Genomic DNA, 15,761 nt, shown 5'->3' with positions numbered 1-15,761 from the left:
CCATCCGCTTGACGTGGCGCGCTGACAGACACTAAACCGACCAGGATGGGAGTCGGATGCTCGACAAAAATGCACACTATCTGACCGTAATGGCAGAAGGTTCAAGAGTGGTCTGCCTTATCAGCACGTACAAGCTGGGCGTGACGGCTTAAACACGGGGAGCAAAGGCTGAAAATCAGCTCCAGACTCCAAGCACTGGTTCAGGCTGGGGTGAATGCCATGGCCAGGACCTGGGCCAGGCGTCAGAATGGGAGTGGGACTGGGGATGAGATTAAAGTTGCCGTCCCGGATGGGGACCGGCTTAAAGCGCATTCCGGGTTCGGTTTCAGGGTCAGGCCCGGGTTCATCGTCCTGTTCAGATGCAGACGTAGACTCGTACAGGATCAAAAAACCTGCTCATGCCCAAGGCCAACAGAAAGAAACAAAGACGGAGATAGACTCATAGGCCAAGGTAGAGGAGCTTGCGGTGCTCCAGGCACAGAGCATTAAAAAAGCCCCCGTCATTGCGGGGGCCCTCAGTTTGCTATGGCCTGTCTGGCTCTTGCTTAGCTAACCGTATCCAGCTTGGCGATCGCCAAGGCCAGGGTCTTGCTTCCCACTTCGCGAAACTGGATCAAAGCCTGTGCATCCTCCCCCTGACCGGTCAGGTTGATGATGGTGCCTTCACCAAAACGATTGTGGTGCACGCCCTGCCCGACCCGGAAGGTCTGACCGTTCACCTCCAGAACACTGGTGTGACTACGACCGCCATAGGGCTGAGCCGAGTAGCTCTTGTCCTTGGACTCCCAACTTTGGCCACGACGGAACGCACCCGAACTGGCTTCAGACTGCATGGGCGAACTGGTGTAACGCGCCGACAACCACTTGATGTGTTGTTCCGGCAGCTCCTCCAGAAAGCGAGAGCGCATGGCGTAACGCGTTTGTCCATGCAACATGCGGCTTTGCGCCAAGGTAATGTACAAACGCTGACGCGCCCGCGTAATCGCCACGTACATCAGGCGACGCTCCTCCTCGATCCCACCTGGGTCAAACAGGCTGTTTTCATGAGGAAAAAGCCCCTCTTCCAGACCAGTGATAAAGACTGCATCAAACTCCAGTCCTTTTGCTGCATGGATGGTCATCAACTGAATCGCATCCTGACCCGCCTGTGCCTGATTGTCGCCCGCTTCCAGCGAAGCATGGGTCAGGAAGGAGCCCAAGGGCGACATGGGTGCCAGTACAGAGGCTGCCGCTTGCTCCGGATTTTGCATTGCCTGTTCGGACTCACCGGGCACAGCTTCAGGAACACGGCCTGCAGGCAGTTCGGCAAATCCTTCCTCACCCACAAACACGGTGGCTGCGTTCACCAGTTCCTGCAAGTTCTCAAGCCGTTCAGCGCCTTCACGGTCAGCCTGATAGTGAGCCAGCAAGGTACTGTGGTGAACCACATGCTCAATCAGCTCGGGCAAGGACAAAATCTGTGCCTGGCTGGCCATATCCTGAATCAGCGTGGCAAAACGCATCAAACTTGTTGCTGCACGCCCTTGCAGATAAGGAATGGCCCGCAGCAAACTCGTACCACGTTCACGCGCCAAATCGGCCAGTTGCTCAACAGAGCGGGCGCCAATTCCGCGCGTGGGAAAATTCACGACACGCAAAAACGCCGTATCGTCATCCGCGTTATCCATCAAACGCAGATACGCCAGCACATGTTTGATCTCCTGGCGCTCGAAGAAGCGATGGCCGCCATACACCTTGTAGGGCAGCCCCTGGGAAAAGAGCCTGTGCTCAATGACCCGCGACTGGGCATTGCTGCGATACAAAATGGCAATCTCGCGGCGCGGCTTGCCCTCGGCAATCAAGGCGCGAACTTCATCCACAATCCATTGCGCTTCCAGAGCATCGGAGGCCAGCTCGCTGATGCGCACCAGCTCGCCTTCGCCACTATCCGTCCACAGATTCTTGCCCAGACGGCCACTGTTATTCTCGATCAGCGCATTGGCCGATTCCAGAATATGACCACAGGAGCGGTAGTTCTGCTCCAGACGAATCACATTGCCACGAGCATAGTCGCGCTCAAAGTCGGCCATATTGCCCACGTTCGCACCACGGAACGCATAGATGGACTGGTCATCATCACCCACGGCGAACAAACTGGCCTGCTCACCCGCCAACAAGCGCAGCCAACGATACTGCAGGACGTTGGTGTCCTGAAACTCATCGACCAGAATGTGCTTGAAACGGCGCTGATAATGCTCGCGAATAGGGGCATTACGAGACAGGAGCTCGTAGGCACGCAACAGCAGCTCGCCAAAGTCTACGACGCCCTCCCGTTCGCATTGATCTTGATACAGCTGATAGAGCTCGATCAGACGGCGACGGTGGGGATCGTGGGCGTCCAGGTCTCCAGGACGCTGGCCGTCTTCCTTGCAAGCATTGATGAATTTCTGGATTTCCTTGGGCGGGAATTTCTCGTCATCAATATTATTGGCCTTGACCAGGCGCTTGATAGAGGCCAGTTGGTCAGCCGTATCCAGAATCTGGAATGTCTGTACCAGCCCGGCATCGCGATAATGCATGCGCAGCAAGCGATTGCACAGACCGTGGAAGGTTCCCACCCACATACCGCGGGTGTCGATGGGCAATAAAGAAGTAAGCCGCGTCAGCATTTCGCGCGCGGCTTTATTGGTGAAGGTAACAGCAGCAAGGCCGTGTGGGCTGACCTGCCCGGTCTGGATTAACCAGGCCATTCGGGAGGTCAGGACACTGGTTTTCCCGCTACCAGCTCCGGCCAGCACCAAGGCATGGCCAGAGGGTAAGGTGACGGCGGCTCGCTGTTCCGGGTTTAAGCGATCCATCATGCCGCGTAGCGGCGCAGACGCAAGGCGAACTGCTCAAGACTGTCAATGCCACTTTGCTGAGCACGCTGGCACCAGGCGCGCAGATCCGCGAGCAACTGCTCGCTCGATGCGCTGGAACTCTCCCAGATGCCGGCCAGCTCACGCTGCATGCGAACCAGAATGGACAGGCGCGAGTTACCCGCTGCCACATTTTCCAGCTCCGCACGCTGCTCAGGGGCCAGAACATCGTCGCCACGACCGATCCAGTCGTTGCAGCTTTCCAACAAGGCCCACGAGCAATTGGGATTGTCTTTGTTCACCTGTGGCTTCAAACGGGCGATCTCTTCCGATGCGGTGGTTTTGATGATGTCCGCATAGCGCGCCAAAATTTCGTAGCGGTGCGTGATCACGCCTTGCAGGGTGGACAGACTGATACTTTCCACGGGGGCATTCGACGGCACACTCGGTTCCAGACGCAGCTTGGGAGCCACCTTCTTGACCTTGGCCAACCCCAGTGCCTTGAACACCGTGATATAGCACCAGCCCAGATCAAACTCGTACCATTTGCTGGAGAACTTGGCCGATGTACCGTAAGCGTGGTGGTTGTTGTGCAGTTCCTCGCCGCCAATGATGATGCCCCACGGGAACACATTGGTGCTGGTATCGGGACTGGCAAAGTTGCGGTAACCGATCGCATGACCCAGACCGTTCACCACACCGGCTGCCCAGAAAGGAATCCAGGCCATCTGGATCGCCCAGACAGTCAGACCCAGCAGGCCGAAGAGGAACAGGTCAATACCCAGCATGATGGTAATACCCAGCATGCTGTACTTGCTGTACAGGTTGCGCTCGAGCCAGTCATCGGGGGTACCGTGACCGAAACGCTTGAGGGTTTCCGGATTGGTGGCTTCCTGGCGGTAAAGCTCTGCGCCACGGAAAAACACCTGGCCCAGGCCAAAGACAACGGGGGAATGAGGATCGCCTTCACGTTCGCATTTGGCGTGGTGCTTGCGGTGAATCGCAACCCATTCCTTCGTGACCATGCCAGTGGTCATCCAAAGCCAGAAACGGAAGAAATGCATCAGCGCTGGATGCAGGTCCAGCCCGCGGTGCGCCTGACTGCGGTGAAGAAATACGGTCACTGCCACAATAGTGACATGTGTCATCGCCAAAATAACGAGAATAAGCTGCCACCAAGACAGTTGCAGCCATCCGTCAGCAAGAAAAGAAAGAAACGATTGCATAGACCCTTTTAGACCTGATTTTTGTTAAGGGAAACTGGAAAAGTGTAGCTCACCTAACCCCTTAACAATAACATTATTTAAGGACGAACTTGCTTTAAATCAAGCACTTTCCGTGATTCGTTCAAGTGCCGCACCAAAGAAACAATCTGTCTGGTGACGGTCCGTGCGCAGATTTAAATAAGGCCCCTCTAGCGCAAGGGCCGGACATTTGTCCTTCAATATTTCCCGGGCGTCCAGCAGTCGGAACTCGGGATGTTTGTCCAAGAATGCCTGCACTTGTTGCTCGTTTTCCTCGGGCAAGAAACTGCATGTTGCGTAAACCAAACGACCTCCTGGTGCAACACAAGCGGCGGCTTGTTCCAGAATGTCGGCCTGCATCTGAGTGTACTGCTCCAGAGCCTGCGGGTGTTGACGCCATTTAAGATCAGGATTTCGACGCAAAGTTCCCAATCCGCTGCACGGTGCATCCACCAACACACGGTGAGCCTTGCCATGCAGGCGACGAACACGCTGGTCGCCTTCTTCCTGAATGACCACCGGTACCACATTGGACAGACCGGCGCGGGCAAACCGCGGCTTGGCCTTGTTCAGGCGCGTGGCCGACACGTCAAAGGCGTACAGGCGGCCTGTGGAGCGCATCAGGGCTCCCAGGAGCAGGGATTTGCCACCGGCGCCCGCGCAGTAATCGATGACCATCTCGCCCCGACGGGGCTCAAGCAAGGCGGTCAGCAACTGGCTGCCCTCTTCCTGAATTTCCAGCTCACCTTTTTCATACTGTGGCCATACAGCGACAGAGGGGCGGCCTTCAATTCGGATACCCCAGGGCGAAAAAGGCATGGCAACCGGTTTGAATCGGGCCATGGGACCGTTTTGCAACTGGCGCAGCACGGTGTCGCGCTCGGCTTTCATGGGGTTGACGCGCAGATCCAGCAAAGCCTGCTCGTTCATGGCGGCCATCAGTTTGTAAGAGTCCGGAATCTCTTTCAGACGCTCTTCCAGCCACTCAGGCAGGCTCAGGCGCACGCCAACTGGCAAACCGTCTACGTTCAGGGCACGGATATGGCTCAGCCACTGACGCTCTTCTTGTGTCAGCCCCAGCGCCAGAGATTCCTGCCCCATCGCGGTGGACAGGCCAAGAATGGCCAGACGACGGGTGGACGGGCCCACGCCGCTTTCTGCCCAATTACGGTACTGGCGCAAGTGACGCAATACGTCGAAAACAGCTTCACGAATCTCGGCACGGTCACGCGAGCCCATTTTGGGGCGTGTACGGGCCCAGCGGGTCAAAGCCAGGTCGGCGGGATGCTTCCATTGCAAAACTTCACCCAGGGCACTGGAAACCTGTTCCAGACGACGCTGTGCCATCGCTCCCGGCTCGGGTGGGCCCGAGGGTTTGTCACGGCGTGCTGCATAAGGACGACCGCGCGCTCCAGACTCGTTACGTTGGTCCGTCGAGGATGGGCGCTTGCGGTCCGAGCGGCCGCGAGATTGTTGGTGATCAGACATGAATATTCAAAAATTCCAAATAACCCGCTTAAATCAGGCGGGGAAATAAAAGCCGCGATGCGCAAGACCGGCCACCTCGACACGGCCATCGGCATGCAAACGCACGCGCCCCTCGATCAGCCAGCGTACGGCCTCGGTATAGACGTGATGTTCAGTGGCCAGAACGCGCTCTGCCAAGGTTTGTGCATCATCGTTGTGCAAGACAGGCACAATGCTCTGGGCAATGATGGGACCATCATCGAGCACAGGGGTCACAAAGTGCACCGAGCAGCCATGAAACTGCACGCCTGCGTCAAGTGCCTGTTGATGGGTATTCAAACCGGGAAAGCTGGGAAGCAAGGATGGGTGTATATTGATGAGCTTGCCTGCATAGTGCTGAACAAAATCGGTGCTCAGGATGCGCATGAATCCTGCCAGTAGAACATAATCTGGCTGGTAGCGGTCAATCACGCGCGCCAAAGCCTGGTCAAAGGCCTCGCGTGTTGCAAATTCGCGATGCGAAACGGTCTGGACAGGCAGCCCTTGACGCTGTGCCCATGCCAATCCGGGCGCATCGGCCTTGTTAGAGATGACCGCCTCGATACGGCCATTTAGGCCCGCTGTCTTGATCAGTTCGCCTATGGCTTGCAAGTTGGAGCCGCGGCCTGAAATAAGCACAACAAGGCGACAAGGTACGGTGGAATCGGTCAAAATCCTGTTTCCCGAGAAATAACGAATCCAAAATTGTAAACTCTCGCTTGTGAAATCTGATCTAAAACTCTATCGCTCTCTGCCACGGCGCAACAGCACGGCCCGCAGCGCGGTCACCATTGGTAATTTTGACGGCGTGCATCTGGGCCACCAGGCCATCTTGCACCGCGTCAATGACGTGGCCCGCCAGCAAGGTCTTAGCTCCTGTGTCATGACCTTCACCCCGCACCCACGCGCCTTTTTCGCGCAGCGCGGCCAACGGCCCGAACTGATACCGACGCAAATCAGCGGCTTGCGGGACAAGGTCGAGGCCCTGCACCAGTGCGGCATTGAACAAATTTATCTGGCCCGTTTCAACCAGGCCATGGCCGACATGTCGGCAGCAACCTTTATTGAAGACATTCTGGTTCAGGGCCTGAATACGGGCTGGCTACTGGTGGGCGAAGACTTCCGCTATGGCCACAAACGCGCCGGCGACATTGAGATGTTGCGCGAAGCGGGCAAACGTCATGGTTTTAGTGTCGAGACCTTGCACGACGTGGCCGATGCCGATGGCCGCCGCATTTCCAGCTCGGAAGTGCGCACCGCCCTGGCCGTCGGTCAACTGGACCGCGCCCGTGCGCTGCTGGGCAAACCTTTTCACATTAGTGGTCATGTCATTCATGGCCAGAAGCTGGGCCGGGATATTGGCTACCCGACACTCAATGTCCGTGTCCCTGAGCACTGTGCCGCCCGCTCGGGCGTGTACGTGGTTCGCGTTCACGGACTGGCCGGGCAGGCTCTGCCCGGCATTGCCTCCCTGGGCGTGCGCCCAACCGTCATCGACCAGGGACGGCTGCTCTTGGAGGTGCATTTACTGGACCAACGCCTGGATGCTTACGGTAAACTTGCCCGTATAGAATTTCTGGAATTTGTCAGGGACGAAGAAAAATTCCCTGACCTCATCACAATGATCGCTGCCATCGACAACGATGCACAACGCGCTCGCGACTACTTTGCTTCAAATGGACTATAAAAACTCTCTCAATTTGCCCGACACGCCTTTTCCCATGCGTGGTGATCTCGCCAAACGTGAGCCGGGCTGGATTAGCCAGTGGGAAGAAAACAAAGTCTATGCAGCAATTCGGCAAGCCAGCGCCGGTCGTCCCAAGTTCATTTTGCACGACGGCCCGCCCTATGCGAACGGTGACATTCACATCGGGCACGCGGTCAACAAGATTTTGAAAGACATCATCGTCAAGAGCCGCAACATGGCTGGCTTTGACGCGCAATATGTGCCTGGCTGGGACTGCCACGGCATGCCCATTGAAGTTCAGATTGAAAAGAAGTACGGCAAGAGCCTGCCTGTGGCCGACGTTCAGGCCAAGGCACGTGCCTACGCGCTGGAGCAGATCGAGAGCCAGCGCAAGGACTTCAAACGTCTGGGCGTGCTGGCGGACTGGGAGAATCCCTACCTGACCATGAACTTCAGCAACGAAGCCGACGAGCTGCGCGCGCTGTCCAAGATCATGCAAAAGGGTTTCGTCTTTCGTGGCCTGAAACCGGTGAACTGGTGTTTTGACTGTGGCTCGGCCCTGGCAGAAGCCGAGGTTGAATACGCGGATCGCACCGACCCATCCGTGCATGTGGCTTTCCCCTTCGCCCAGAAAGACAAATTGGCGAGCGCTTTTGGCGTAAGCAACGTGGACGATGGCGCCATCGTCATCTGGACCACCACTCCTTGGACCATCCCTGCCAACCAGGCGCTGAACGTCCACCCCGAAATCCGCTACGCCCTGGTCAAACTGGACACGGCACGCGCGACTGGCTCCATGCTGATCGTAGCTGAGGATCTGGTTAAATCCTGTCTGGAACAATGGGGGCTGACCGGCCAGATTGTTGCCACCACGACGGGTGAAGCCCTGAACCTGATCGAATTTGATCACCCGCTGGCCAAGGTGGATGCTGGCTATCAGCGCCGCTCCCCCGTGTACCTGGGCGACTATGTCACCCTGGACAGCGGTACTGGCGTGGTTCACTCGGCCCCTGCCTACGGTATTGAGGACTTTATCTCCTGCAAAGCCCACGGCATGAAGGACGACGATATGCTCAAACCCGTCATGGGCAATGGGCACTACGCTGACAATCTGCCTCTGTTTGGCGGTCAGCTGATCTGGAAGGCCAACCCACAAATCGTGGAAACCTTGCAAAACGCTGGCACTTTGCTCAAGACCGAGCAACACCCACACAGCTATATGCACTGCTGGCGCCACAAAACCCCCATTATCTACCGCGCCACCAGCCAATGGTTTGCCGGCATGGACAAGGAAAACAGCAGTGGCCGCACGCTGCGCGAGATGGCGCTGGAAGCCATTGACAACACCGAGTTCTACCCCTCCTGGGGTCGCGCCCGCCTGCATGCCATGATCGCCAACCGCCCTGACTGGACCTTGTCGCGACAGCGTCAATGGGGTGTACCCATGGCGTTCTTTGTACACAAGGAAACGGGTGAGCTGCATCCGCGCACGCCCGAGCTGATGGAACAAGTCGCTCAACGCATCGAAAAAAGCGGTATCGAAGCCTGGCAGAACCTGGACCCGCGTGAGCTCCTGGGCGACGAGGCCGATCTGTACGAGAAAAACCGCGACACGCTGGACGTGTGGTTTGACTCAGGCACCACGCACGCCACCGTTTTGGGCGGCAAGGATCACACCACGCACGGTTCGCACGCCGACAAGCTGCAATGGCCTGCCGATCTGTACCTGGAAGGTTCGGACCAACACCGTGGCTGGTTCCATTCCTCCTTGCTGACTGGCTGCATGTTGTACGGTCGCGCACCGTACAAAGCCCTGCTCACTCACGGCTTTGTGGTGGACGGCAATGGCCGCAAGATGAGCAAATCGCTGGGCAACATCATCAAGCCGCAAGAGATTGCCGACAAGATGGGCGCCGAAATCATGCGCCTGTGGGCCGCCTCCACGGACTATTCGGGCGAGCTGTCCATCTCCGATGAAATTCTGAAGCGTGTTGTGGAAGGCTACCGCCGTATCCGCAATACCTTGAAGTTTCTGCTGGGTAACCTGGCCGACTTCGATGTCACCCAACATGCAGTGCCTGTTGATCAATTGATCGAGATCGACCGTTACGCCCTGCAAATGACCGCCGACATGCAGGCCGACCTGCTGGAGAACTACAAGCGCTACGAATTCCATCCTATCGTGGCCCGCTTGCAAACCTTCTGCTCTGAAGATCTGGGGGCTTTCTACCTGGATATTCTGAAAGACCGCCTGTACACCACCGCTAAAGAGGGTCAGCCCCGCCGCTCGGCTCAGACCGCGCTGTATCACTTGACCCAGACACTGCTCAAGCTGATGGCCCCTATCCTGTCCTTCACGGCAGAAGAAGCCTGGCGCGACATGCACGGTGGTTCGGTTCCTAGCGGCACCATCTTCACCGAACTGTTCCATGCCTTGCCCGAGCAAGGCGAGCAGTCGGCACTTAGCGCCAAATGGCAGCGTCTGCGCGCCATCCGTGCCGACGTGATGCGTCGTATTGAAGATGTACGCAGCACCGGCGCCATCGGTTCGTCCCTGGCTGCCGAGATCGACATCTACGCCCAAGATCAGGATCTGGAATTCCTGCGCTCCCTGGGCGAAGACTTGCGCTTCATGCTGATCGTTTCCCGTGCCGACGTGCACGCTGGCGAAGGCGACTTGCGCATTGATGTCACCCCTACCGAACAGGCCAAGTGCGAGCGCTGCTGGCACCATCGCCCTGACGTAGGCCAAAGCGCCGAGCACCCCACCCTGTGTGGTCGTTGCGAGGACAATCTGTTTGGCGAAGGCGAAGTGCGTCACCATGCCTGATCAGGACATGGCCTCTTCTCCCGACCAGGCCCGACTGCCCTCCCGGCAGTTCTGGGCCTGGATTGGTCTGGCCGCCTTGATCGTAGGTCTGGACCAGTGGACCAAGCAGTATTTCGACAGCAACCTGTTCTATCAGGAACGTTGGAACATCCTGCCTTTTTTTGACTTCACCCTGCTCTACAACCCCGGGGCTGCGTTCAGTTTCCTGGCCGGCGGCCAGGGCTGGCAACGCTGGTTCTTTGTCGGCATTGCCGCCATTGCCACGGTGTTTATCGTGACCATGCTGCGTCGATCCGCCAAACAGCCCTTGTTCTGCCTGTCACTGAGCCTGATTCTGGGCGGGGCGGTTGGTAATGTGGTCGATCGTCTGATGCATGGTCACGTTGTGGATTTCCTGCTTTTTTACTGGAATCAGTCCTACTTTCCAGCCTTCAACATTGCCGACGTCGCCATTAGCTGCGGCGCTGCCTTGTTGGTGCTGGATGAGTTTCTGCGCATGCGCCGCAACAAACGACAGCGCTCCTGAGTCTGTAAGGATCATGTCCTATGCTTAGCAATAAAAAACTGGTGTTTGGCATCACCGGCGGCATCGCTGCTTATAAAACCGCCGAACTCTTGCGTCGCAGCCAGGACCTGGGCGCCCGGATTGATGTCGTGATGACCGAATCGGCCACGCGTTTTATCAGCCCGGTCACTTTTCAGGCCTTGTCGGGCCGCACGGTCTATACCGATCTGTGGGATGCACGTGTACCTAACAATATGGCCCACATCCAGCTCAGCCGGGACGCAGACGCCATTCTGATTGCGCCGGCCAGCACCAACTTCATGGCCAAGCTGGCCAATGGCCTGGCCGACGACCTGCTCAGTACCTTGTGCATCGCCCGTGGTCATTGCCCGCTACTGCTGGCCCCGGCCATGAACCGGGAAATGTGGCTGCATCCGGCTACCCAGCGCAATGTGGAACAACTACGCCGCGACGGTGTGCATATTCTGGGCCCCGGCACAGGGGACCAGGCCTGTGGTGAAACCGGCGACGGGCGCATGCTGGAACCGGCCCAACTGCTTGCTGAGCTGACGGCGTTCTTTCAGCCCAAACTGCTGGCGGGCAAACGCGTGCTGATTACCGCTGGCCCTACCAGCGAGCCGATTGACCCGGTGCGCGTCATCAGCAACCGCTCCTCCGGCAAGATGGGCTACGCCATTGCACGGGCGGCTCAGGAGGCTGGTGCACACGTCACGCTAGTCTCAGGGCCGGTTGCACTGGAAACGCCTTACCAGGTGCGTCGCATCAACGTGGAAACGGCCCGCCAAATGCACGCCACCGTCATGTCTCAAGTGGATGATGCCGATATCTTCATCAGCGTTGCAGCGGTGGCCGACTGGTACGTCAGCAATGCCAGCGACATCAAGATTAAAAAGACGTCTGAGCAAGCCACACCAAACCTGCAATTCAGCCCCAATCCCGATATTCTGGCCGAGGTTGCCGCACTTAAGAACGGTCCTTTCTGCGTCGGCTTTGCCGCCGAGACAGACAATTTGATCGAGCACGCCCAGGCCAAGCGCCAGCGTAAAAATGTGCCTTTGCTGGTTGCCAACCTGGCCCAGCGCGCCATGAACGCCGACGACACCGAACTCGTGCTATTTGACGAGCAAGGCCATATGCACTGGCCTGCCCAGGATAAACTGCTGGCTGCACGTCAACTGGTACAAAATATCGCCCAGCGGCTTTAACGCTTTTTCTCTTTTATGATTGCGGGCAGCGCCAAGCAGATGCGCTGCCTCTTTTTTTCAGGATACCGTCTATGCATCGCCGTATTGAAGCCCGCATCGTCAATGATCTGTTGGGCACGACCATTGAAGCCCCCAGCTACGCCACGGACGGCTCTGCTGCCATGGACCTGCGTGCTTGCCTGAGCGAAGCCGTCACCCTGGCCGCAGGCGGCCGCACACTGGTTAAAACCGGACTGGCCATTAATATGATGGACCCTGGTCTGGTTGCCATCGTCGCCTCACGCTCGGGCCTGTCCCTCAAACACGGTGTGCGGGTTGCACAAGGCATTGGCGTGATTGATGCCGACTACCACGGCGAGATCGGGGTGATTCTGGCCAACGACAGCGACCAGGACTATGTCATTCAGCCCGGCGAACGTATCGCTCAGCTCATGTTCCAGCCAGTCGTGCAAGTTGCGCTGCAGTTGGTAAGCGAGTTCTCTACTGAGACAGAACGTGGCACAGGCGGCTTTGGCAGCACAGGCAAGCATTAAGCCTTAAGGCGAGAGAAGGACGCGATGCACACCCGCCTGACCACAACAGCAGGCATCGCTCCTTTACAGCCCTGACACGATGCTCTACACGCGTGCCAGCGCCACGATTCAGACTGACCCAAGCCATTTTCGGACTTCAATGCCCTCTCACAAAACAGGTAGTTCCAACGCTGAACGAGCCACATCAAACAAAACAGCGGCTCAACTCCATCCGCGTAACCGCCATCAGGGCCGTTATGACTTTGACACCCTGATCAAAGAGACACCCGAACTGGCAGCTTTCGTTTTCGTCAATCCCTACGGCGATCAAAGCATCAACTTCGCAGATCCGAATGCCGTCAAAGCCCTGAATCGCGCCCTGCTCAAGAGCTTTTACGGCATAGCACATTGGGATATCCCGGCCAATTACCTGTGCCCTCCTATTCCTGGGCGTGCCGATTACGTGCACTACTTGGCCGATGTGCTAGCCAACAGCAATAAGGGGAGCATTCCCCGCGGTGAAGCAGTGCGTGTCCTTGATATTGGCGTCGGCGCAAATGCCATCTACCCTTTGATTGGTCATGCCGAGTATGGCTGGCAGTTTCTGGGCACGGACATTGACGCAAGTGCCTTAACATCGGCGCGCACGATTATTCATGCCAATCCCGGCCTGTCGGCTGCCATCAAGTTACGTCAACAGAAATCGCCCGCCCATATTTTTAAAGGGGTCCTGGGTGCAAATGACTACATTGACCTGACGCTATGCAACCCGCCCTTTCATTCATCGCTCGATGAGGCCTTAAGCGGCAGCCAGCGCAAATGGCGCGGACTGGGCAAGGCGGTGCCTAAACAACAGGCGCCTGTGCTGAATTTCGGTGGGCAACATGCAGAGCTATGGTGTGAGGGTGGTGAAGCACGCTTTATACGCCGCATGATAGAAGAAAGCACGATTGTAGGCCGGCAAGTGCTATGGTTCAGCAGCTTGGTGTCCAAAGCGTCGAACTTACCTGGAATCTTGTCTGCTTTGAGGAAGGCCAAGGCCTTCAAGATACAGACAGTTGAAATGACGCAAGGTCAAAAGCAAAGTCGGTTTGTAGCCTGGTCGTTTCTTGACGCTAGGGAACACGAGGCTTGGCGCAAGGCGCGCTGGCAGTAGGCTAGTAGCAAACGCTGGATGAGATACAGCCAGATAAACAGCGCTTGCGCTGCTAAGGAAGTCTTAGGTGACACAACGCCAACGAGAACACTAGGTCCACACGGTTTCGACCTACCGTACTCTCACGCGTCGCGCCCTCGGAGGCTGCCCGGCTCAATGACGTCAATCCCCCACCACCCAGCAACTCAAGCCTTCAGGCCGTAGGCTTGCCCCTACCGTCCAAATGGCCAGAATTGTCGAGGAATGCTTGATTGCGACCGCTGACTTTAGCCTTATAGAGCGCCGCGTCAGCACGCGACACAAGTGTGATCGCGGGTTGAGGATCGCGTGTGTCGAGACAGGTGACGCCCGCACTGATTGTGACAAACCCGATGGGTGAGTCCGAATGCGGGATGTCCAAGGATCGCACGGTGGTGCAAACGGCCTTTGCCAGCTCCAGGGCTTTAGCGCATGGAGTTTCAGGCAAAATAATCGCGAACTCTTCACCCCCGTAGCGGGCCACAAAATCGCTCGAGCGTCGGCCCACCCTCTTGAGGGCCTGCGCCACAGCTCGCAGGCAGTCATCACCGGCTTGATGACCATAGCGATCATTGAAATGCTTGAAAAAATCAATGTCCAGCAGGATTAGCGCAAGAGGATGAGAATGACGACGAGCGCGTGCAATTTCTTCCAGCAAGATTTTGTCGAACTGGCGTCGATTGGCTAAACCCGTTAAACCATCTGTGGAGGCGAGCGACTCCAGCTTCCTGTTCGCTTCTGTCAGGTCGGCGGTTCGAGCCAGCACCTGAGACTCAAGCGACTGATTCAGGTCTTGTAGCGCTGTTTTGCGCGTTATCAGCGTATGCGTCATGCCAGCAAGCGACAGGCTCAAGGAGTCGAGTTCGCGGATTCCACTGGATTTAACAGAAAAATTGACGTCCTCTTTGCCCGCGTTGATCTGAGACGCGGTTCTTTCAATGTCTTGCAACGGCCTGCTGAACCGGACAGCGGCCCGGTCAGCCAGCACGACCAGCAGCAGGGAAAGACCGATTCCGAGCCAGAGCATCTGCTGGTGCAGGATGCTGACGCTGGCAAGTGCAATCTCGCGTGGCTGGCGCACGACAACCGACCATCCAAGGTCTTCCGAGCCTGGGCCGACGATGGCGGCACGAGCTGAAATATATTCCTTGAACATGTCCTCAGTTAAGGTGAGGTTGAGTGCACCGCTGGCAGATGAGGTACCGAATAGCTCGACTTCACGCGTTCTTGAAAGTGTGTACAGTACTTGCCCTGCCCGATCGACAAGAAAGACATCAATCTGATGACTGGTATGCTCCTGGCTGACACTTTCCTTGATGACCGCTTCGATCCACGTCCAATGCGCGTGTGTCGCAATGACTCCAATTATTTCGCCTTGGCTGTTGCGGACCGGGGCGGCAAAGTCAATGAAACGCAGAGGCTCAGACGGGGATGCGGAGGGCTGAAGATGACGAGCCAGAAGTAGGGCTTCATGAACGTCGCCCGTAAACAAGCGTTCTTTACCCCTGATGAACCAAGGGCGAGCACTGACATCAACGCCTTCAAGCAGACCGTCGGAGGCCACAATGACACGACCGTTGATGTCGCTTAGCCCCATCCAGGCGTAAGGCCGATAGCCTTGTTTAACGGCATCAATAATGGTCCGTACAGACTCGGTTTGCCAGTCCTCAAGAGTCAGGGTTGGCAAGCGGCTGATAAGATCGATCTCACGGCGGCGTTCTACCAAACTCTGGGACATCACCCTGGCAATTGAGCGAGAGATTTCTTCCAGCTTGTCTTGGCCGAGGGATGTTAAGGTCTGTGTGGCTCTATTCTCGATCACGACGGAGGACACAAGCCCCAACAGCAGCGAAACTCCACCGAAAATCATGATCAGCCGCTGACGCAAGCTGCGTGTCACTCGTCGCATCGCGAAGCGTCCCAGCATATAGATTAGGTTTCAAGAATTTTACATTGTAGCCTCGAGCGACGTTTTCAGCTGCTTTGTCACGCCATTTGGATGCATTGCTGCTCATTGCCCCTCAGTGTCAGGCAAAGGGCATACAACTTGAGTTGCAGGGCCACACACATGGCCGGTCTCATAAGCGTGAGGCTGGCGCAACCACGAGCGCACTGGATATTCAGGCCTGCCGCCGCAACGGCCCGCAGTAGCGCGATCGCCGTGAGCAGTTAAAGGTACAACTGACCACCCAAGCACTTTTAGCTGTCTCAACGTCCAAACACCATGGCTGCCAGAACAA

Annotated in this window: 11 protein-coding genes; 6 read left to right on the top strand and 5 right to left on the bottom strand. The window is 57.0% G+C overall.

Features of this window, described 5'->3' with window-relative positions:
* Positions 1 to 545: 545 nt before the first annotated feature.
* The 4 genes from FE795_RS06960 to purN form a co-directional block, all read right to left on the bottom strand.
* Complete coding sequence (locus tag FE795_RS06960; RefSeq protein WP_059317760.1) at positions 546 to 2,840, bottom strand: UvrD-helicase domain-containing protein; 2,295 nt, start codon at positions 2,838 to 2,840, stop codon at positions 546 to 548.
* The gene (locus tag FE795_RS06955; RefSeq protein WP_003801447.1) at positions 2,837 to 4,063 is read right to left on the bottom strand and encodes a DesA family fatty acid desaturase; all 1,227 of its coding nucleotides are present in this window, start codon (positions 4,061 to 4,063) and stop codon (positions 2,837 to 2,839) included. Before FE795_RS06955 ends, FE795_RS06960 begins: the two co-directional genes overlap by 4 nt.
* Before the next feature lie 99 nt (positions 4,064 to 4,162).
* Complete coding sequence (locus FE795_RS06950; RefSeq protein WP_003801449.1) at positions 4,163 to 5,428, bottom strand: RsmB/NOP family class I SAM-dependent RNA methyltransferase; 1,266 nt, start codon at positions 5,426 to 5,428, stop codon at positions 4,163 to 4,165.
* Between the two features lie 174 nt (positions 5,429 to 5,602).
* Positions 5,603 to 6,259, bottom strand: a complete 657-nt coding sequence (purN, locus tag FE795_RS06945) for a phosphoribosylglycinamide formyltransferase (RefSeq protein ID WP_003801450.1) — start codon at positions 6,257 to 6,259, stop codon at positions 5,603 to 5,605.
* A gap of 49 nt (positions 6,260 to 6,308) precedes the next feature.
* On the opposite strand from purN, the gene FE795_RS06940 reads away from it, so the two are divergent.
* The 6 genes from FE795_RS06940 to rlmF all read left to right on the top strand — a co-directional run bounded on the left by FE795_RS06940 (position 6,309) and on the right by rlmF (position 13,503).
* On the top strand, positions 6,309 to 7,274 hold the full coding sequence (locus FE795_RS06940; RefSeq protein WP_003801451.1) for a bifunctional riboflavin kinase/FAD synthetase: 966 nt from the start codon (positions 6,309 to 6,311) through the stop codon (positions 7,272 to 7,274).
* Complete coding sequence (ileS, locus tag FE795_RS06935) at positions 7,264 to 10,104, top strand: isoleucine--tRNA ligase (RefSeq protein ID WP_219235938.1); 2,841 nt, start codon at positions 7,264 to 7,266, stop codon at positions 10,102 to 10,104. Before FE795_RS06940 ends, ileS begins: the two co-directional genes overlap by 11 nt.
* A complete protein-coding gene (gene lspA / locus FE795_RS06930; RefSeq protein WP_003801453.1) occupies positions 10,097 to 10,630 on the top strand; it encodes a signal peptidase II in 534 nt (177 codons plus the stop codon). Before ileS ends, lspA begins: the two co-directional genes overlap by 8 nt.
* 20 nt (positions 10,631 to 10,650) lie before the next feature.
* Positions 10,651 to 11,835, top strand: a complete 1,185-nt coding sequence (coaBC, locus tag FE795_RS06925) for a bifunctional phosphopantothenoylcysteine decarboxylase/phosphopantothenate--cysteine ligase CoaBC (protein WP_003801454.1) — start codon at positions 10,651 to 10,653, stop codon at positions 11,833 to 11,835.
* 71 nt (positions 11,836 to 11,906) lie between these two features.
* A complete protein-coding gene (gene dut, locus FE795_RS06920) occupies positions 11,907 to 12,368 on the top strand; it encodes a dUTP diphosphatase (RefSeq protein ID WP_219235936.1) in 462 nt (153 codons plus the stop codon).
* Positions 12,369 to 12,507: 139 nt separating this feature from the next.
* Complete coding sequence (gene rlmF / locus FE795_RS06915; protein WP_131071559.1) at positions 12,508 to 13,503, top strand: 23S rRNA (adenine(1618)-N(6))-methyltransferase RlmF; 996 nt, start codon at positions 12,508 to 12,510, stop codon at positions 13,501 to 13,503.
* Positions 13,504 to 13,696: 193 nt separating this feature from the next.
* Here the strand turns inward: rlmF and FE795_RS06910 are convergent, their stop codons facing one another.
* On the bottom strand, positions 13,697 to 15,448 hold the full coding sequence (locus tag FE795_RS06910) for a diguanylate cyclase (RefSeq protein WP_131071558.1): 1,752 nt from the start codon (positions 15,446 to 15,448) through the stop codon (positions 13,697 to 13,699).
* Positions 15,449 to 15,761: the final 313 nt, after the last annotated feature.

Source organism: Alcaligenes ammonioxydans (assembly GCF_019343455.1).
GTDB classification, from domain to species: Bacteria; Pseudomonadota; Gammaproteobacteria; order Burkholderiales; family Burkholderiaceae_B; genus Alcaligenes; species Alcaligenes ammonioxydans.
The sequence above is the reverse complement of the archived record's forward strand: the minus strand, read 5'-3'. Positions and strand labels throughout refer to the sequence as shown.